This is a genomic window from Bradyrhizobium sp. FW305-F6, from assembly GCF_058782905.1.
In genome coordinates, this window is record NZ_JBYSYD010000002.1 from 1,316,674 (window position 1) to 1,335,709 (window position 19,036).

At 63.8% G+C, this 19,036-nt stretch carries 15 protein-coding genes; 9 read left to right on the forward strand and 6 right to left on the reverse strand.

What is annotated here, in order from left to right; translation table 11 throughout:
• Positions 1-10 precede the first annotated feature (10 nt).
• The 6 genes from AC3WLX_RS17530 to AC3WLX_RS17555 all read right to left on the reverse strand — a co-directional run bounded on the left by AC3WLX_RS17530 (position 11) and on the right by AC3WLX_RS17555 (position 8,766).
• The gene (locus AC3WLX_RS17530) at positions 11-784 is read right to left on the reverse strand and encodes an SDR family NAD(P)-dependent oxidoreductase (protein ID WP_291628660.1); all 774 of its coding nucleotides are present in this window, start codon (positions 782-784) and stop codon (positions 11-13) included.
• 130 nt (positions 785-914) lie between these two features.
• On the reverse strand, positions 915-2,057 hold the full coding sequence (gene pimD, locus AC3WLX_RS17535) for a pimeloyl-CoA dehydrogenase small subunit (RefSeq protein WP_492336881.1): 1,143 nt from the start codon (positions 2,055-2,057) through the stop codon (positions 915-917).
• Between the two features lie 184 nt (positions 2,058-2,241).
• Entirely contained in the window at positions 2,242-3,432 is a 1,191-nt protein-coding gene (gene pimC, locus AC3WLX_RS17540; RefSeq protein WP_492336882.1) for a pimeloyl-CoA dehydrogenase large subunit, read from the reverse strand.
• A gap of 149 nt (positions 3,433-3,581) precedes the next feature.
• The gene (locus AC3WLX_RS17545) at positions 3,582-4,769 is read right to left on the reverse strand and encodes an acetyl-CoA C-acyltransferase (protein ID WP_492336883.1); all 1,188 of its coding nucleotides are present in this window, start codon (positions 4,767-4,769) and stop codon (positions 3,582-3,584) included.
• Positions 4,766-6,448 (reverse strand): dicarboxylate--CoA ligase PimA, encoded by a 1,683-nt coding sequence (gene pimA / locus AC3WLX_RS17550; RefSeq protein ID WP_492336884.1) that lies wholly within the window; start codon positions 6,446-6,448, stop codon positions 4,766-4,768. The genes AC3WLX_RS17545 and pimA overlap by 4 nt, the downstream gene beginning before the upstream one ends.
• A gap of 221 nt (positions 6,449-6,669) precedes the next feature.
• The gene (locus AC3WLX_RS17555) at positions 6,670-8,766 is read right to left on the reverse strand and encodes a 3-hydroxyacyl-CoA dehydrogenase NAD-binding domain-containing protein (protein WP_492336885.1); all 2,097 of its coding nucleotides are present in this window, start codon (positions 8,764-8,766) and stop codon (positions 6,670-6,672) included.
• 129 nt (positions 8,767-8,895) lie between these two features.
• Between AC3WLX_RS17555 and AC3WLX_RS17560 the strand changes: the two genes are divergently transcribed.
• From AC3WLX_RS17560 to AC3WLX_RS17600, 9 genes are all read left to right on the forward strand, one after another.
• A complete protein-coding gene (locus AC3WLX_RS17560; RefSeq protein ID WP_291622436.1) occupies positions 8,896-9,762 on the forward strand; it encodes an IclR family transcriptional regulator in 867 nt (288 codons plus the stop codon).
• 66 nt (positions 9,763-9,828) lie between these two features.
• Positions 9,829-10,626, forward strand: coding sequence for an ABC transporter ATP-binding protein (locus AC3WLX_RS17565; RefSeq protein WP_492336886.1), 798 nt, complete (start codon positions 9,829-9,831; stop codon positions 10,624-10,626).
• The gene (locus AC3WLX_RS17570) at positions 10,623-11,336 is read left to right on the forward strand and encodes an ABC transporter ATP-binding protein (RefSeq protein WP_291622429.1); all 714 of its coding nucleotides are present in this window, start codon (positions 10,623-10,625) and stop codon (positions 11,334-11,336) included. Before AC3WLX_RS17565 ends, AC3WLX_RS17570 begins: the two co-directional genes overlap by 4 nt.
• A gap of 220 nt (positions 11,337-11,556) precedes the next feature.
• Positions 11,557-12,435 (forward strand): branched-chain amino acid ABC transporter permease, encoded by an 879-nt coding sequence (locus AC3WLX_RS17575; protein ID WP_291622427.1) that lies wholly within the window; start codon positions 11,557-11,559, stop codon positions 12,433-12,435.
• Positions 12,436-12,437: 2 nt separating this feature from the next.
• Positions 12,438-13,457, forward strand: a complete 1,020-nt coding sequence (locus AC3WLX_RS17580) for a branched-chain amino acid ABC transporter permease (protein WP_291622424.1) — start codon at positions 12,438-12,440, stop codon at positions 13,455-13,457.
• Between the two features lie 39 nt (positions 13,458-13,496).
• The gene (locus AC3WLX_RS17585; protein ID WP_291622422.1) at positions 13,497-14,732 is read left to right on the forward strand and encodes an ABC transporter substrate-binding protein; all 1,236 of its coding nucleotides are present in this window, start codon (positions 13,497-13,499) and stop codon (positions 14,730-14,732) included.
• Positions 14,733-14,848: 116 nt separating this feature from the next.
• Positions 14,849-16,075, forward strand: a complete 1,227-nt coding sequence (locus tag AC3WLX_RS17590) for an ABC transporter substrate-binding protein (protein WP_492336887.1) — start codon at positions 14,849-14,851, stop codon at positions 16,073-16,075.
• Between the two features lie 254 nt (positions 16,076-16,329).
• A complete protein-coding gene (locus tag AC3WLX_RS17595; protein ID WP_492336888.1) occupies positions 16,330-17,556 on the forward strand; it encodes an ABC transporter substrate-binding protein in 1,227 nt (408 codons plus the stop codon).
• Positions 17,557-17,734: 178 nt separating this feature from the next.
• Positions 17,735-18,964, forward strand: a complete 1,230-nt coding sequence (locus AC3WLX_RS17600) for an ABC transporter substrate-binding protein (RefSeq protein ID WP_291622417.1) — start codon at positions 17,735-17,737, stop codon at positions 18,962-18,964.
• Positions 18,965-19,036: the final 72 nt, after the last annotated feature.

The following is a 19,036-nucleotide window of genomic DNA, read 5'->3' on the forward strand; positions in this document are numbered from 1 at the left end:
TGGTGTTGCGCTACACCGCCGCGGTCGTCACGCCGCCGTCGATGACGATGGTCTGGCCGGTCATGAAGCTCGAGGCGTCGGAGGCGAGGTAGGCGACGGCGCCGGCGATTTCGTCGGGCTCGCCGATGCGGCGGAGCGGCGTGGTGGCGGTGCGGCGCTTGAGGTTGGCTTCGTCTTCCCACAGCGCGCGGGCGAAGTCGGTCTTGACGAGACCGGGGGCGATGCAGTTGACGCGCACGCCCTTCGGGCCCCATTCGCCGGCGAGCGAGCGGCACAGTGCGAAGTCGGCGGCCTTGGAGATGCCGTAGGCGCCGATCACGGTGGAGCCGCGCAGGCCGCCGATCGAGGAGATGATGATCACCGAGCCGTTGCCACGCTCGGCCATTTGCGGGATCGCCAGCGCCGAGAGCCAGATGTTGCTCTTGACGTTGCTGCCCATGATCTTGTCGAAGGCTTCATCTGATATGTCGAGCAACGGGCCGTAATAGGGATTCACCGCAGCGTTGCAGACGAGAATGTCAATCTTGCCGTAGTGCTTCGTGGCACCCGCGATCAGCGCCTCGACCTCGTTCTTGCGCGCGATGTTGCAGGGGATCACGATGGCATCGCCGCCGGCCGCGTTGATGCCGTCGGCGACCTCCTTGCAGGCATCCGCCTTGCGCGAGGAGACCACGACCTTGGCGCCGAGCTTTGCCAGCAGCTCGGCGGAGGAGCGGCCGATGCCGCGGCTGGAGCCGGTGACGACGGCGACCTTGCCGGTGAGATCGAACGGGGTGTTTTTCATGGGTGTCCCTCTTCTGGTCATTCCGGGCGCGCGTAGCGCGAGCCCGGAATCCATTTCACCGCGCGTAGTGCCGCCTGATGGATCCCGGGTTCGCGCTACGCGCGCCCCGGGATGACAGCGGCGGAGTGACTCAGATCAACCCGCCCGCGTCGGCGACGCGGCGCTGGTGGTAGTCGGTGTCGCCGAACGAGTTCTCGATCATGGTGAGGCGCTTGAAGTAGTGGCCGATCTTCGCCTCCATGGTCATGCCGATGCCGCCGTGGAGCTGGATCGACTGCTGGCCGACGAATTTGGCCGACTTGCCGATCTGCACCTTGGCCGCGGCGATCGCGTTCGTGCGCTCCTTGGCGTCCTCGAAATCGCCGGCCATGGTCGCGAACATCGACATCGAGCGCGCCTGCTCGGCGGCAACGAACATGTCGGAGGCACGGTGCTGCAGCGACTGGAACGAGCCGATCGCGACGCCGAACTGCTTGCGCGTCTTGATGTACTCGACCGTGGTCTTGAGCGACTCGTCCATCAGGCCGACCGCCTCGGCGCAGAGCGCGATGCGCGCCTCATCGACCACGCGCTCGACCAACGCGAGCGAGTCCTCGGGATTGCCGAGCACCGCATCAGGGCCGACCTCGACGCCGGTGAAGGTGATGTCGGCGGCGTGGAGTCCGTCCTGGGTCGGATAGCCCTTCCTGGAGACGCCCTTGGCATTCGCCGGGACCAGGAACACGCCGATGCCTGACTTGTCGCGGCGATCGCCCTTGGTGCGCGCAGTGACGATGAGCGTGTCGGCATTCTCGCCGTTGAGCACGACGAACTTCTCGCCGTCGATGACGTAAGCGTCGCCCTTCTTCTTCGCGGTCGTGGTGACGTCGAACAGATCGTAGCGCGAGTTCTTCTCGAGCTGGGCGAAAGCGAGCGTCTTGCTGCCGTCGATGATCCCGGGCACGTGCGCCGCCTTCTGCGCCTCGGTGCCGGCATGGCGCAGGAAGCCGCCGCCGATCACGACCGTGGCGAGATAAGGCTCGAGCACCAGCGCCTTGCCGAGCGCTTCCATGACGATCATGGTCTCGACGCCGCCGCCGCCGAAGCCGCCATCGGCCTCGGCGAAGGGCAGGCCGAGCAGGCCCTGCTCGGCGAGCTTGAGCCAGACCGCTTTGCTCCAGCCGCCCTTCTCCGCCATGTATTTCTTGCGCTGGTCGAAATCGTAGGAGTCGGTCAGCAGGCCGTCGATGCTTTCCTTGAGAAGCCGCTGCTCCTCGTTCAGATCAAAATCCATTTCTTTGGTTCCTCGTACCCGGACTTATTTGGCTTCGTCATCCCGGGGCGCGCGAAGGGCGAGCCCGGGATCCATACTCCCGATCGTGGTCATGGATTCCGGGCTCGCGCTCCGCGCGCCCCGGAATGACGGTGGAGACGTTGCCTCCCCCGCCTTCGCGGGGGACGACACCGTCATTGTTGACTCACAGCCCCAGCACCGCCTTGGCGATGATGTTGCGCTGGATCTCGTTGGAGCCGCCGTAGATCGAGACCTTGCGGTTGTTGAAGTAACTCGGCGCGATCTGGGCGGTCCAATCCATGGTTTCGTTCGAGCCGTCGTCGCCGTGCACGTCGTAGGGCGCGGCGAACGGGCCGATCACTTCCATGAGGAGCTCGGTGGTGGTCTGCTGGATCTCGGAGCCCTTGATCTTCAGCACCGACGAGGCCGGATTGGGCTTGCCCTTGCCGTGCTTGCCTTCGTCCGCGACGACGCGCAGCTGGGTCAGCTCGAGCGCCTTCAGCTCGATCTCGCAGGCCGCCAGCTTCTCGCGGAAGGCGGGATCCTGGAGGATCGGCTTGCCGCCGGCCTCGACCTTGGACGCCAGATCCTTGATGCGGCGGAGACGCTCCTTGGAGACGCCGACGCGGGCGATGCCGGTGCGCTCGTTGCCGAGCAGGAACTTGGCGTAGTCCCAGCCCTTGTTCTCCTCGCCGATCAGGTTCTCGATGGGCACCTCGACGTCGTCGAAGAACACTTCGTTGACCTCATGGCCGCCGTCGATGGTCTGGATCGGGCGCACGGTGACGCCCTTGGACTTCATCGAGAACACGATGAAGGAGATGCCCATCTGCTTCTTGGCGTTGGTGTCGGTGCGGCAGAGGCAGAAGATCATGTCGGCGTGCTGGGCCAGCGTGGTCCAGGTCTTCTGGCCGTTGATGATCCACTTGTCGCCGCGGCGCTCGGCCTTCGTCTTCAGCGAGGCGAGGTCGGAGCCGGAGCCGGGCTCGGAGAAGCCCTGGCACCACCAATCGTCGACATTGGCGATGCGCGGCAGATATTTCTTCTTCTGCTCCTCGTTGCCGAAGGTGTAGATGACCGGGCCGACCATACTGACGCCGAAGGCGAGCGGCTGCGGCGCCGGATGGGCCTGGAGCTCCTCGTTGAAGATGTAGTGCTGCACGGCGGTCCAGCCGGTGCCGCCATATTCCTTCGGCCAGTGGCTGACGCCCCAGCCCTTCTTGTTGAGGATGCGCCACCAGGTCACCATCTCGTCCTTGGAGAGATGACGGCCCTCGACCATCTTGCGCCGCGTCTCCGACGGCACGTTGTCGCGGAAGAACTGCCGCACTTCCTCGCGAAACGCCTGCTCTTCTTTCGTGAATGCGAGATCCATCGGATCCTCCTGTGAGCGATTTGTTCTGACCGAATTTCGCCGTCATTCCGGGATGCGCCGCTTGGCGCAGGCCCGGAATCCATATCCCCGATCTGTGGTTATGGATTCCGGGCTCGCCGCTTCGCGGCGCCCCGGAATGACAGAAACACTTACTGCAGCACCTCGAACAAGCCCGCCGCGCCCATTCCGCCGCCGACGCACATGGTGACGACGGCGTACTTGGCCTTGCGGCGGCGGCCTTCGATCAGGGCGTGGCCGGTGAGGCGCGCGCCGGACATGCCGTAGGGGTGGCCGACCGAGATCGCGCCGCCATTGACGTTGATCTTCTCGAGGTCGATGCCGAGCTTGTCGCGGCAATACAGCACCTGCACCGCGAAGGCTTCGTTGAGCTCCCAGAGGCCGATGTCGTCGACGGTGAGGCCGTGGCGCTTGAGCAGGCGCGGCACGGCGAAGACCGGTCCGATGCCCATCTCGTCCGGCTCGCAGCCGGCCGAGACGAAGCCGCGGAAGATGCCGAGCGGCTGGAGGCCGCGCTTGGCGGCTTCCTTGTCGCTCATGATGACCGAGGCGCTGGCGCCGTCGGAGAGCTGGCTGGCATTGCCGGCGGTGATGGTGAAACCCTCGCCGCGCACCGGCTTGAGGCCGGCAAGGCCTTCAGCGGTGGTCTCGGGGCGCGGGCCCTCGTCCTGCGACAGCGTGATGTCCTTCATCGAGACAGCGCCGGTCGCCTTGTCGGTGACCGCCATCTGCGTCGTGATCGGCGCGATCTCGTCCTTGAACTTGCCGCCCTGCTGCGCGGCCGCGGTGCGGCGCTGGCTTTCCAGCGAGTACTCGTCCTGCTTCTCCCGCGAGATGCCGTAGCGCTTGGCGACGACTTCGGCGGTGTCGATCATGGGCATGTAGACCTCGCCCTTGATCTTGAGCAGCGCCGGGTCGGTGGCGTGGAAGCCGTTCATCTTGTCGTTCTGCACGAGGCTGATCGACTCGCCGCCGCCGCCGACCGCGATCTCGACGCCGTCGAAGATCACCGAGCGCGCGGCGAGCGCGATGGCCTGGAGGCCCGAGGCGCATTGCCGGTCGATGGTGGTGCCGGCGACGGTGACGGGCAGGCCGGCGCGGAGCAGCGCCTTGCGCGCGATGTTGCCGCCGGTCGCGCCCTGTTGGAGGGCGGCGCCCATCACGACATCCTCGATCTCCTTCGGATCGACCTTGGCGCGGGCGACGGCTTCGCCGATGGCGTGGCCGAGCAGGGTCGCGCCCTCGGTGGCGTTGAGCGCGCCGCGATAGGCCTTGCCGATCGGGGTGCGGGCGGTGGAAACGATGACGGCGTCGGTCAAGAACGAGCTCCTGATGATGGTTGGGCGGATTGTGACGGTTTCTGCTGCCGGCGCAATTCGTGGCGCGACAATTTTCCGACCGGGGTGCGCGGCAGGTCGTCGACGAATTCGACCTCGGCCGGCAGTTCGTGCTTGCCGACCTTGCCGGCGAGTTGCGAGCGCAATTCGTCGAGCGAGAACGGCATTGCCTCCGGCCTCAGCTTGATGAAGGCCTTGGCGGCTTCGCCCCGATAGGGGTCGGGAATGCCGAGCACGATCACCTCGTGCACGCCGGGAATGGTGTAGATCGCCTGCTCGATCATCTGCGGATAGACGTTGAAGCCGCCGGAGATGATCATGTCCTTCTTGCGGTCGACCAGGAAGAAATAGCCGTCGGCGTCCATGTAGCCGATGTCGCCGGTGAGGAAGCGGCCGTCGACGAAAGCGTCCGCCGAGCCCTCCGGCCTGTTCCAGTAGCCCTTGGTGACGTTCGGTCCCTTGATACGGATCTCGCCGACCTCGCCCGGCGGCAGCACGCGCCCGGGATCATCCAGCGCGACGATGTCGAGCTCGATGCCGGGCAGCGTCAGGCCGATCGAGCCGGGCTTGTCCGGGCCGGTGGGCGGATGGCCGGTGCCGGGCGAGCAGGTCTCGGTCATGCCCCAGCCGCTCTTCAGCTTCTTGCCGACCTTGCGCTCGAAGAAGCTCGCGATCTCGACCGGCAGCGGCGCGCCGCCGGAGCCGATGGTGGCGAGCGAGGAGAAGTCGCGCTTGTCGAGATCGGGCAGCGCGGCGATCGCGATCCACATCGTCGGCACGCCCGGGAAATAGGTGGCGCGCTTGAGCTCGATGTCGCGCATCACGGCTTCGACGTCGAAGCGCTGATGCAGCGAGATCAGATGGCCGCGGCTGAGCGAGGACAACAGCACGACGGTCAGCGCGTAGATGTGGAACAGCGGCAGCACGCAGATCACGCGCTCGATGGCGTCGCCGCGCGCGGCGCGCGACGGCTTGCCCCAGACGTCGTAGATCGACACCGCCGCGGTGAGATTGCCGTGCGTCAGCATGGCGCCCTTGGGCAGGCCGGTGGTGCCGCCGGTATATTGCAGCAGCGCGACGTCGTCGGCCGTGACCTGCGGCCATTGCGCAGGGGCGGTGGCACCTTCGACGAAGGCCTTGAAGGTGACGATGCGGGGATCGTCGGGGATCGCCGCCTGCGGCGTGCCGACCTTGCCCCAATGATCGTCCTCGCAGACGACGAGGCGGTCGATCAGCCCCTTCTCCAGGAATTTCAGCGCGGTCGGCAGCAGCGCCTGGAGGTTGGAGGTGACGAGCAGGCGCGAGCCGGAGTCGGAGAGCTTGTGCGTCAGCGCGATCTCGCCGTCGAGCGGCGACAGATGCGCGACGCGGGCGCCGGCCTTCAGCGCGCCGAAGAAGTTGACGGGGTGATCGGGCGTGTTGCCAAGGAACAGCGCGATCGAGCTGTTCTCGCTGCATCCGGCGCGCAGGAACGCCGCGCCCGCGCGCTCGGCCAAGCTTGAGAGCTCGGCATAGCTGACCGGGCGATCACGGAATTCCAGCGCTGTGCGCGGACCGTAGTCGGCGGCGGCCTTCGAAAGAAGGTCCGGCAGCGTGCCCTGGGCGATGGGATCGTCCCACCGCACGCCCTCGGGGTAAAACTGTTCGCCGGGATGGGTCATTGGCGGTCGATACTCTTCGCTGCCTGGGCAGCAATTCCATGTAAGGCAGGCACTGGCGGTCGGGCTCCCTCCCCCCTTGTGGGGGAGGGTTGGGGAGAGGGGTAGCCACAAACTCGAACCTCGCCCGGAGCCACCCCCCTCCCCTGACCCTCCCCCACAAGGGGGGAGGGAACGGAGAGAGTGTTGCCCGGAGCGCGACATCGCGGCAGCTACCAATCCAATTACGCCGCTTTCGACTCCGCAGCCAGCGAGGCGAACGTCTTGCCTTCCGCCGCGAGCTTCTTCAGCAGCGGGGCCGGCTCGAGGCTGGGATCGTTGGTCTCCTTGGCGTAGAAGGAAAGGCGGTCGGCGATGTGCTTGAGGCCGATGCTGTCGGCCCAGAACATCGGGCCGCCGCGGTAGATCGGCCAGCCATAGCCGTAGAGCCAGACCACGTCGATGTCGCTGGGGCGCGCGGCGATGCCCTCTTCGAGGATCTTCGCGCCCTCGTTGATCATCGGATACATCATGCGCTCGAGGATCTCCTCGTCGCTGACGACGCGCTTCTTGCGGCCGAGACGCAGCAGGGTCTCGTCGATAAGCCTCTCGACCTCGGGGTCGGGCAGCGGCGCGCGGGAGCCGGCTTCGTACTTGTAGTAGCCCTTGCCGGTCTTCTGGCCGAAACGGCCGGCCTCGCACAGCGCATCCGCGATCTCCGACTTGATGCCGCGGTCTTTCCGCGAGCGCCAGCCGATGTCGAGGCCGGCGAGATCGCCCATCGCGAACGGCCCCATCGGCATGCCGAACTTGGTGACGACGGCATCGACCTGCTGCGGCAGCGCGCCCTCGAACAAGAGCTTCTCGGACTGCTTGCCGCGCTGGGCGAGCATGCGGTTGCCGACGAAGCCGTCGCAGACGCCGACCACGGCCGGCACTTTTGCAATCTTACGCGCGATCGTGACGGCGGTGACCAGCGCATCGGGCGCGGTCTTGTCGGCGCGCACGATCTCGCACAGCTTCATGACGTTGGCCGGCGAGAAGAAGTGCATGCCGAGCACGTCCTGCGGACGCTTGGTCGACTTCGCGATCTCGTCGATGTTGAGGTAGGAGGTGTTGGAGGCGAGCACGGCGCCCGGCTTGGCGTACTGGTCGAGCTTGCCGAACACCTCCTTCTTCACCGCCATGGTCTCGAACACCGCCTCGATGACGAGGTCGGCATCGCCGACATTCTCGATGCCGACCTTGCCGTCGATCAACGCCATGCGCTTGGCGGGCGCATCGGCCGGGATGCCGCCGCGCGCGGCGGTCGCTTCCCAGTTCTTCTGCATCACGCCCATGCCGCGCTTCAGCGGCTCCTCGGCGGTCTCGATCAGGGTGACGGGAATGCCGGCATTGGCAAAGGACATCGCGATGCCGCCGCCCATGGTACCGGCGCCGAGAATGGCGACGCGGTTGACCGGACGCGGCTTGGTACCCTCGGGCACGCCCGCAATCTTGTTGGCCTCGCGCTCGGCGAAGAAGGCGTAGCGCTGCGCCTTGGACTGGTCGCTGGCGACGAGCTTGAGGAAGCCCTCGCGCTCCTTCTTCAGGCCTTCATCGAACGGCAGGTCGATGGCGTAGCCGACGGCATCGGCTGCCGCAAACGGCGCCTCCAGCCCGCGCGACTTCTTGGTCATCGCGGCGACGGCGTTGGTGAAGATCGAGCGGTCGGCCTTGGCGGCGGCGAGCTTGGAATCGTCATCGCGCAGGCGCTTGAGCGGACGCTTCTCGGCGATCAGCTTGCGGACGAACGCCTCGCCGCCGGCAGCCGGACCTTCGACGATCTCCTCGATCAGGCCATGCTTGAGCGCTTCCGCCGCACCGATCGGGTCGCCGCCGACGATCATCTTGACGGCGAGCTCCGGCCCGACCGCGCGCGGCAGGCGCTGGGTGCCACCGGCGCCCGGCAACAGGCCCAGCTTGACCTCGGGCAGGCCGAGCTTGGCCTCTTTCACCGCAACGCGGAAATGGCAGGCGAGTGCGACCTCGAGGCCGCCGCCGAGCGCGGTGCCGTGGATCGCGGCGACGACGGGCTTGGGCGAATTCTCGATCTCGGACAGCACGTCGTTGAGCGCCGGCGGCTTCGGCGGCTTGCCGAACTCGGTGATGTCGGCACCGGCGATGAAGGTGCGGCCGGCACAGGTCAGGACGATGCCCTTGATGGCGGGATCGGCGACGGCTGCCTTGATGCACTCCAGGATGCCACCGCGCACTGCGGCACTCAGCGCATTGACCGGCGGGCTGTTGACCGTGACGATCCCGACTTCGTCATGACGCTCAAGCTTGACCACTTCGCTCACGGTGTCCCTCCTTGGTGGGGATTGCTTTTGTTCGATTTCGCAGTGCGGAATTTAATTCCGCATCTTGACGGCAGGGTTATTTTGAAGCACGGACGTTGTCAACGACTCCGCGCAAGAAGCAGATCTGGGATGAAGCGTACAGGAAAGAAGACTGCGACAGATCGGAATTTCGTCGTCGCGCTTTCCCGCGGACTGGATGTATTGCGCGCATTCCAACCCAATGACGGCCTGCTCGGCAATCAGGAGATTGCGGCCCGAACCAATCTGCCCAAGCCGACGGTGTCGCGGCTGACCTACACGCTGACCAGGCTCGGCTATCTGACCCCGGTTCCCCGCTTCGAGAAATACCAGCTCGCGCCGGCCGCGATGTCGCTGGGATACGCGGCGCTGGCCAATCTCGGCGTGCGGCATTTGTCGGAGCCGTTCCGCGAGGACGTAATGCGCGCGACCGGCGGCGCCGTCGCCGTCGGCGGCCGCGACCGACACAGCATGATCTATTTCGGGCAGAGCCGCGGCAGCGAGACGGTCGGCGTTCAACTCGACGTCGGCTCGCGTGTGCCGATTGCAACCAGCGCGATGGGCCGCGCCTATTTCTGGGCGCTCGACGACGAAAACCGCGCCGAAGTGTCGCGCATCCTGCGCGAACATTACGGCAGCCGCTGGCCGAAAATGCGCGACGGATTGGAGCGGTCAGGCGAGATGGTCGCGAAACACGGCTTCGCGATTTCGGTCGGCGACTGGCACGACGACATCGGCGCAGCCGGCGTCGCGCTCAAGCTCAACGACGGAACCGGACCCTACGCATTCAATTGCGGCGCGCCGGCATTCCGTTTCACGGAAGAGCGTTTGATCAACGACATTGGACCGCGTCTCGTAGCGATGGTAAGGAACATCGAAGCGGCACTCGGGGGTCTGATGCCGCATTCAAAAAAAGAAATCAGCAAAAAGCTGAAATCAGGAGGAAAAGTTGCGCGTGTGGCCGAGGGATTCAGATAGCCATTGTTTTCATCGGGAGCGGTTAGCATCGTTCCATCGCTCACTGAATGACGTGAGCGAGACGAGATGACGCAGGCACAGCTCGCGCAGGGGACATCGCCCCTGCTCGCCGTTCGCGACGTCAGCGTCGTGTTCGGCGGCATCGTCGCGCTCAACGGCGTGTCCTTTGACATGCACAAGGGCCAGATCCTCGGCTTGATCGGGCCCAACGGCGCCGGCAAGACCACGCTCTTCAACTGTCTCTCGCGGCTGTATCAGCCATCGTCCGGCGACATCCTGATGGAGGGCGCGAGCATCCTGTCGCGGCCGCCGCACCGGATCGCCGAGATCGGTATCGGCCGCACCTTTCAGAACGTGGCGCTGTTTCCGAACCTGTCCGTGATGGACAACGTCCGCGTCGGCGCACACGCGAAGACGTCCAGCGATATCATCAGCGACTCCCTGAGGCTTGCCTGGGTCCGGCGCAGCGAGGCCGGCATCAACAAGAAGGTGCAAGAGATCCTCGCTTACCTCGGCCTCGAGGACGTCGCCCACACCGTCGTCTCCGGCCTGCCATTCGGCACGCAGAAGCGCGTCGAGCTGGCGCGCGCGCTGGCGGCGGATCCGAAGATCCTGCTGCTCGACGAGCCCGCCGGCGGCCTCAACCACGAGGAAGTCTATGTGCTCGGCGACCTCATCCGCAAAATCCGCAGCGAACGCCACATGACCGTGCTGCTGGTCGAGCACCACATGGGCCTCGTGATGTCGATCGCCGACCACGTCGTTGCGCTGAATTTCGGCAAGAAGCTCGCGGAAGGCACCCCCGCCCAGGTGCAGGCCGATCCCGACGTCATCAAGGCCTATCTCGGGAGCAAAGACCAATGACGCCACTGCTCAACGTCAAGGACCTGCGCGCCTATTACGGCCAGGTCCAGGCGCTCCACGGCCTGTCCTTTTCACTCAACGAGGGCTCGCTGACCACGCTGCTGGGCGCCAACGGCGCCGGCAAGACCACCACGCTGCGCGCGATCTGCAACATGGTGCGCTCCACCGGCGGAGTCGAGTTCGAAGGCAAGCCGCTCAACAACCGCTCCACCGAGAGCATCGTGCGGTTCGGCATCGCCCATGTGCCGCAGGGCCGCGGCACCTTCACCAACATGACGGTGGAAGAGAACCTCCAGCTGGGCGCCATTACCCGCAAGGATACCGCCGGCATCGTCTCCGACATCGAGCGCATGTATGCGCATTTCCCGGTGTTGAAGCAGCGCCACACCCAGCAGGCCGGCACACTCTCCGGCGGCGAGCAGCAGATGCTCGCGGTCGCCCGCGCCCTGATGCTGCGGCCGCGGCTGATGCTGCTCGACGAGCCCTCCTTCGGCCTCGCGCCGCTCGTCGTGCGCGACCTGTTCGGCATCCTCGGCAAGATCAACCGCGAGGACAAGGTGTCGATCCTGGTGGTCGAGCAGAACGCCCAGCTCGCGCTCGAGCTCGCCGACCAGGCCTATGTGATCGAGACCGGCCGCATCGTGATGTCGGGCAATGCCAAGGACATCGCGAACAACGAAGAAATCCGCAAATCCTATCTGGGTTACTGAGGGAGCGATGATGGCAATGATCTATCCGCGCTCTCGATCCACCTCTCCCCAGCGGAGAGATGTGGATTTGCGCAGCAAATCGGGTGAGGAGCCGCAGTTTCACCGCGGCACCGCAACCCCTCACCCGGCGCTTCGCGCCGACCTCTCCCTCAGGGAGAGGTGGACCTTCAACGCCGCAGCATTTCGCCCCGTATCGGGCAAGTTTTAGGGAGCCGGGACAATGGAGCTGTTCACCAACCAGGTCCTGGCCGGCATCGCCACGGGCGCGATCTATGCCTGCATGGCGCTCGCCGTGGTCATGATCTACCAGGCCATCGACCATCTCAACTTCGCGCAAGGCGAGATGGCGATGTTCTCGACCTTCATCTCTTGGCAGCTGATGCAGTGGGGCGTATCCTATTGGTTCGCCTTCCTGATCACCCTGGCATTTTCCTTCGTCGCCGGCATCGCGATCGAGCGCATCCTGTTCAAGCCGCTGGTCAAGGCGCCGGTGCTCACAAACGTCGCCGGCTTCATCGCGTTGTTTGCGATCATCAACTCCTCGGCGGGCCTGATCTGGGACTTCACGATCAAGCAGTATCCGACCCCGTTCGGCTCCGCACCGTTCCTCGGCAGCCAGCTGATCTCGACGCACCAGGCCGGCATGATCGGCGTCACCGTGGCGCTGCTGCTCGCGCTCTATTTCTTCTTCCAGTACACGCGGATCGGCCTTGCGATGCGAGCCGCTGCGTCGGTGCCTGAATCGGCTCGCCTCGTCGGCATCAACACGAGCTGGATGATCGCGCTCGGCTGGGGCATGGCGACTGCGATCGGCTCCATCGCGGGCATGCTGATAGCACCGGTCGTGTTCCTTGAGCCCAACATGATGGGCGGCGTGCTGATCTACGGCTTCGCCGCCGCGGTGCTCGGCGGGCTATCGAGCCCGTTCGGCGCCGTGGTCGGCGGCTTCCTGGTCGGCGTGTTCGAGAACCTCGCCGGCACCTACATCCCCGGCGTCGGCAATGAGTTGAAACTCCCGATCGCGCTCGCGCTGATCATCTCCGTCCTGGTCGTCAAACCCGCCGGCCTGTTCGGCCGGCACATCGTCAAGCGAGTTTGATCATGAGCGCAGCAGAAGAAGTCGTTGCCGAAGGCCACGAAGCGGTCGAGGCGGTTCCGAAGCGGGCCATGACTCTGGGCACCGGCACCTCGCTGGTGGTGCTGGCGGCGTTGTTGATCGTGCCGGTGTTCGTCAAGAACTTCATCATCTTCCAGATGACGATGGTCCTGATCTACGGGCTCGCGGTGCTGGCGCTGAACATCCTGACCGGCGGCTCCGGCCAATTCTCGCTCGGCCAGAGCGCGTTCTACGCCGTCGGGGCCTATACCTCGGCAGTGCTGATGGAGCATGCCAACGTCAACTACGCGCTGACCATTCCGATTTCCGCCGCGATCTGCTTCGGATTCGGGTACCTGTTCGGCAAGCCGGCGCTGCGGCTGTCGGGCATCTATCTCGCGCTCGCGACCTTCGCGCTCGCGACCGCGATGCCGCAGCTGCTCAAGCTGAACTTCCTCGAGCACTGGACCGGCGGCGTGCAGGGCCTCGTCGTCACCAAGCCGGACGCGCCGTTCGGGCTGCCGATGTCGCAGGACATGTGGCTTTACTATTTCACGCTCGCCGTGACGGGCGCGATCTACATCTTCTCGGTGAACCTCCTGCGCTCCCGCTCGGGCCGCGCCTTCATGGCGATCCGCGACAACGAGATCGCGGCGTCCTCCATGGGCGTCAATGTCGCGCTCTACAAGACGCTGGCCTTCGGCGTGTCCGCCGGCATCACCGGCGTTGCCGGTTCGCTCGGCGCCATCGCCGTGCAGTTCGTCGCACCCGACAGCTACACCATCACGCTCGCGATCTCGCTGTTCCTCGGCATGGTCGTCGGCGGCGTCGGCTGGCTGCCCGGCTCGTTCGTCGGCGCGGCCTTCATCATCTTCGTGCCGAACATGGCGGAAAGCATCTCCAAGGGCCTTTCCGGCGCGGTGTTCGGCGTGCTGCTGTTCCTCGTCATCTACCTCGTGCCGCATGGCGCAAGGCAGGTCGCGATCCTCGGCCAGCAGCTGGTCGGCAAGCTCAAACGAAACTGAAGACTCTTACCCACGCGTTCATCGAAGAAGGAGACCGAATTGCTCTTTGGAAGAACACTGCGAGCCGCCGCGCTGGTCACGGCAACGGCGGCCATCACCCTTACCTCCGGCGCTGCACTCGCCCAAAAGAAATACGATACCGGCGCGTCCGACACCGAGATCAAGATCGGCAACATCATGCCGTATAGCGGTCCGGCATCGGCCTATGGCATCATCGGCAAGACCGAAGAAGCCTATTTCAGGATGATCAACGACAAGGGCGGCATCAACGGCCGCAAGATCAACTTCATCACGTATGACGACGGCTATTCGCCGCCGAAAGCGGTCGAGCAGGTCCGCAAGCTGGTCGAGAGCGACGAGGTGCTGGTGGTGTTCAATCCGCTCGGCACGCCATCGAACACGGCCATCCAGAAATACCTCAACGCCAAGAAGATTCCGCAACTCTTCGTCGCCACCGGCGCCACCAAGTGGAACGATCCGAAGAACTTCCCCTGGACCATGGGCTGGCAGCCCTCTTACCAGAGCGAAGCGCAGATCTACGCGAAATGGCTGATGAAGGAAAAGCCGGACGCCAAGGTCGCGATCCTCTACCAGAACGACGATTTCGGCAAAGACTATCTCAAGGGCACCAAGGACGGTCTCGGCGCCAAGGCCTCGTCCATGATCATCATGGAAGAGAGCTATGAGATCTCCGAGCCCTCGATCGATGGTCACATCGTCAAGATCAAGGCGGCCAATCCCGACGTGCTCCTGATCTACACCACGCCGAAATTCGCGGCGCAGACCATCAAGAAGACGGCGGAACTCAACTGGAAGCCGCTCCAGATCCTCACCAACGTGTCGATCTCGGTCGGCAGCGTGATGAAGCCCGCCGGCTTCGAGAACGCCCAGGGCGTGCTGTCGGCCGCCTATGCCAAGGACTCGACCGATCCGCAGTGGGCCAACGATCCCGGCATGAAGCGGTGGAACGAGTTCGTCGACAAATACATGCCAGGTGCCGACAAGTCCGACACCAGCATGGTCTACGGCTACGGCGCCGCGTCGACTTTGGCCAAGGTGCTGGAAATGTGCGGTGACGATCTCACCCGCGCCAACATCATGAAGCAGGCGGCTTCGCTGAAGGATTTTGCTCCGGATACGCTGCTGCCCGGCGTCAAGATCAACACCAGCGCCACCGACTTCGCCCCGATTGCGCAGCTTCAGATGATGCGCTTCAAGGGCGAGAAGTGGGAACTGTTCGGCGAGACCATCAGCGGCGACGTCGCCACCGAGTGATGCGCTGACGCGACAACCAAAGCGAAGAGCCCCCGCAGACGCCCGCGGGGGCTTTTTGTTGACGGCAGGCGCCAATCTTGTTCAATGCGACCGATCCGTCCCGGGGTAGGAGAACAATGGCCGCCGTTCGTTTCCAGGTTGCGGTGCTCTGGACCGCACTCGCCTTGTGCACTGCAATGAGCAGCGAAGCGCTGGCGCAAAAGAAATACGACAGCGGCGCGTCCGATACCGAGATCAAGATCGGTAACATCATGCCCTATAGCGGTCCGGCGTCCGCCTATGCCGCGATCGGCAGGACCGAAGAAGCCTATTTCAACAAGGTCAATGCCGAGGGCGGCATCAACGGCCGCAAGGTCAAATTCATCTCCTATGACGACGGCTATTCGCCGCCGAAGACGGTGGAGCAGGCGCGCAAGCTGGTCGAGAACGACGGTGTGCTGCTGATCTTCGGCTCGCTCGGTACGTCCACCAACACCGCCATCCGCAAATACATGAACGAAAAGAAGGTGCCGCAATTGTTCGTGGCGAGCGGCGCGTCGAAATGGAATGACCCTGAGCACTATCCCTGGACCATGGGCTGGCAGCCGAGCTACGTCAGCGAGGCCCGCATTTATGCCAAGTACATCATGAAGGCGAAGCCGGACGGAAAGATCGCCGTGCTCTACCAGAACGACGATTTCGGCAAGGACTACCTGAAGGGGCTGAAGGAGGGCCTTGGATCCAAGGCAGCGATGATCGTGCGGGAAGAGGCCTACGACCCCTCCGAGCCGACCATCGACGAGCGCGTCGTCAAGCTGAAAGCCTCCGGCGCCGACATCTTCATCAGTATCACGGCCACGAAATTCGCCGCGCAAGGAATCAAGAAAGCGGCAGAGATCAACTGGCATCCGATACAGATCATCTCCAACGTCTCGGCCTCGGTCGGAGCCGTGCTGGAGCCGGCCGGTATCGAGATTTCGCAAGGCGTCCTGTCGGCGACCTACGCCAAGGACGGCTCCGACCCGCAGTGGAACGCCGACGATGGCATGAAGAAATTCTACAATTTCCTCGCACAGTACCAACCCAAGGCCAACAAGCTCGATGCCGGTGTCGTGTACGGCTATGCCGCAGCGCAGACCATGGTGAAGGTGCTGCAGCTGTGCGGCGACGATCTCACCCGCGAGAACGTCATGAGGCAGGCCGCGAGCCTGAAGGATTTCGAGCCCGATACGTTGCTGCCCGGCATCAAGATCAACACCGCGCCGGATGATTTCGCCCCGATCGAACAGCTGCAGATGATGCGCTTCAAGGGCAAGAAGTGGGAGCTCTTCGGCGACATCATGTCGAGCGACATCCGCCACTGACGCCGGCGCAATTCTGGATAGCCGCAGGGTCCAGCGACAACTTGCGCGCAGTTAAATGACGACGCGCCTCATCTCGCGCGCCGGAATATTCCACGTCCATTCCAAAAAACAGCGCCCCGGTGCGACTGCTTCGCCAGGGCGTTTTCCTTGCTGCCCGCCCGGGAAGGGTATTGAATGTTCACCGAAGCGACACCCAACGATCGCTTCCAATCAAGAACACGACACATTCAATCCGACCCAGGGAGATGAACAAGATGCCTGCAATGCATGTGCGATTGGGGGCCTTCTCGGCTGCCCTCGTGCTGGCCGCCACGCTGTCCACGACAGCGCTGGCGCAGAAGAAATACGACACCGGCGCATCCGATACGGAAATCAAGATCGGCAACATCATGCCCTACAGCGGACCGGCGTCCGCCTACGGCGTGATCGGCAAGACGGAGGAAGCCTACTTCCGCAAGATCAACGCTGAAGGCGGCATCAACGGCCGCAAGATCAACTTCGTGACCTATGACGACGCCTACTCGCCGCCGAAGACCGTGGAGCAGGCGCGCAAGCTGGTCGAGAGCGACGAGGTGCTGCTGATCTTTAACTCGCTCGGCACGCCGCCGAACTCGGCAATCCAGAAATACATGAACCAGAAGAAGGTGCCGCAGCTGTTCGTCGCCACCGGCGCCACGAAGTGGAACGATCCGCAGAACTTCCCGTGGACGATGGGCTGGCAACCCAACTACCAGAGCGAATCGATCATCTACGCCAAGTACATCCTGAAGAATCATCCGAACGCCAAGATCGCCGTGCTTTACCAGAACGACGATTACGGCAAGGACTATCTGAAGGGCTTCAAGGATGGGCTCGGCGCCAAGACCTCGATGATCGTGATGGAGGAGAGCTACGAAGTCTCCGAGCCGACCATCGACTCCCACATCGTCAAGCTGAAGGCGACCGGCGCCGACGTGTTCTTCAACATCACGACGCCGAAATTCGCGGCACAGGCGATCAAGAAGAACGCCGAGATCGGCTGGAAGCCGCTGCACTTCCTCAACAACGTCTCGGGCTCGATCGGCAGCGTGATCAAGCCGGCCGGGTTCGAGAACGCCCAGGACATCATCTCGTCGCAATACTTCAAGGATCCGACCGACGCGCAGTGGAAGAGCGACAAGGCGATGATCGCCTGGAACGAATTCCTGGACAAGTACTATCCGGAAGCGAACCGCGCCGACGCCTCGGTGATGTACGGCTACATCGTCGCGCAAGGCCTCGTTCACGTGCTCAAGGCCTGCGGCGACAACCTGACCCGCGAGAACATCATGAAGCAGGCCGCAAGCATCAAGGACTTCGAGCCGGCCGGCCTGCTGCCGGGCGTCAAGGTCAACACCTCGGCGACCGACTTCGCGCCGCTCTCGCAGCTGCAGTTGATCCGGTTCAAGGGCGAGCATTGGGAGCGCTTTGGCGACGTCTTGAGCGGCGACGTCGGCGGCTGACCTTAACCAAGGGCTGAAAATCCAAGCCCTGATCGACCAAAAACGTAGCCCCTGCGGCCTTGCCGCAGGGGTTTTCCTTGAAGCTTCCGGGCAAATCGTATTGAATTGCAGCCGCGTCGCCAAAAACGATCAAGCCAAGAAAAAGGACGCACACACCAAGAAAAACAGGGAGATTGGAATGCCTGCTGTCACCGGCAAGCTTGCGGCCGCATCATTGGCGCTCACGCTCATCGCGGCTTCGGCTTCAACTGCATCGGCCCAGAAGAAATACGATAACGGCGCGACCGACACCGAGATCAAGATCGGCAACATCATGCCCTACAGCGGACCGGCCTCCGCCTACGGCATCATCGGGCGCACCGAAGCCGCCTATTTCAAGAAGATCAACGACGAGGGCGGCATCAACGGCCGCAAGATCAACTTCGTTTCCTATGACGACGCATACTCGCCGCCGAAGACGGTGGAGCAGGCCCGCAAGCTGGTCGAGAGCGACGAGGTGCTGCTCGTCTTCAATTCTCTCGGCACGCCGCCGAACTCGGCGATTCAAAAATACATGAATTCGAAGAAGGTGCCGCAGCTGTTCGTCGCCACCGGCGCCACCAAGTGGAACGATGCGCAAAACTTCCCCTGGACGATGGGCTGGCAGCCCAATTACCAGAGCGAGACGCAGATCTACGCAAAGTACATCCTGAAGGCCATGCCGAACGCCAAGATCGGCGTGCTCTACCAGAACGACGATTACGGCAAGGACTATCTGAAGGGCCTGAAGGACGGCCTCGGGGCCAAGGCTGCCAGCATGATCGTGCTGGAGGAAAGCTACGAGACCTCGGAGCCGACCATCGACAATCACATCGTCAAGCTGAAGGCGACCGGCGCCGACGTCTTCGTCAACATCACCACGCCGAAATTCGCGGCGCAGGCGATCAAGAAGATCTCCGAAATCGGCTGGAAGCCGACGCACTTCCTCAACAACGTCTCGGCCTCGGTCGGCAGCGTGATCAAGCCCGCCGGCTTCGAGAACTCCCAGGACATCATCTCGGCCGCCTATCTGAAGGACGTGTCCGATCCGCAGTGGAAGGACGACCCCGGCATGAAGGCCTTCCTGGAGTTCATGACGAAATACTTCCCCGAAGGCGACAAGCTCGACGGCGGCACCGTCGTCGGCTACGGCGTGGCACAGACGCTGGTCGAGGTGCTGAAGAAGTGCGGTGACAATCTGACGCGCGAGAACGTCATGAAGCAGGCGGCGAGCCTGAAGGACTTCCGCACCGAAGTGCTGCTGCCCGGCATCAAGATCAACACCGGACCGAACGACTTCGCACCGATCAGCTCGCTCCAGCTCATGAAGTTCAAGGGCGACAAGTGGGATCTGTTCGGCGAGGTGATCAGCGCCGACGCCGGCGGCTAGCCCGCTGGAACCAGCACGAGCAAGCCCCCTGCGCTGATCACGCAGGGGGCTTTTTCTTGCGCCGCGATTTCG

What these genes read in the sequence shown, in the direction of transcription:
- AC3WLX_RS17530 (WP_291628660.1), bottom strand. Translation starts at nt 784, where the DNA reads ATGAAAAACACCCCGTTCGATCTCACCGGCAAGGTCGCCGTCGTCACC.
- AC3WLX_RS17565 (WP_492336886.1), top strand. Translation starts at nt 9,829, where the DNA reads ATGACGCAGGCACAGCTCGCGCAGGGGACATCGCCCCTGCTCGCCGTT.
- pimA (WP_492336884.1), bottom strand. Translation starts at nt 6,448, where the DNA reads ATGACCCATCCCGGCGAACAGTTTTACCCCGAGGGCGTGCGGTGGGAC.
- AC3WLX_RS17595 (WP_492336888.1), top strand. Translation starts at nt 16,330, where the DNA reads ATGCCTGCAATGCATGTGCGATTGGGGGCCTTCTCGGCTGCCCTCGTG.
- pimC (WP_492336882.1), bottom strand. Translation starts at nt 3,432, where the DNA reads ATGGATCTCGCATTCACGAAAGAAGAGCAGGCGTTTCGCGAGGAAGTG.
- pimD (WP_492336881.1), bottom strand. Translation starts at nt 2,057, where the DNA reads ATGGATTTTGATCTGAACGAGGAGCAGCGGCTTCTCAAGGAAAGCATC.
- AC3WLX_RS17600 (WP_291622417.1), top strand. Translation starts at nt 17,735, where the DNA reads ATGCCTGCTGTCACCGGCAAGCTTGCGGCCGCATCATTGGCGCTCACG.
- AC3WLX_RS17570 (WP_291622429.1), top strand. Translation starts at nt 10,623, where the DNA reads ATGACGCCACTGCTCAACGTCAAGGACCTGCGCGCCTATTACGGCCAG.
- AC3WLX_RS17590 (WP_492336887.1), top strand. Translation starts at nt 14,849, where the DNA reads ATGGCCGCCGTTCGTTTCCAGGTTGCGGTGCTCTGGACCGCACTCGCC.
- AC3WLX_RS17560 (WP_291622436.1), top strand. Translation starts at nt 8,896, where the DNA reads ATGAAGCGTACAGGAAAGAAGACTGCGACAGATCGGAATTTCGTCGTC.
- AC3WLX_RS17575 (WP_291622427.1), top strand. Translation starts at nt 11,557, where the DNA reads ATGGAGCTGTTCACCAACCAGGTCCTGGCCGGCATCGCCACGGGCGCG.
- AC3WLX_RS17580 (WP_291622424.1), top strand. Translation starts at nt 12,438, where the DNA reads ATGAGCGCAGCAGAAGAAGTCGTTGCCGAAGGCCACGAAGCGGTCGAG.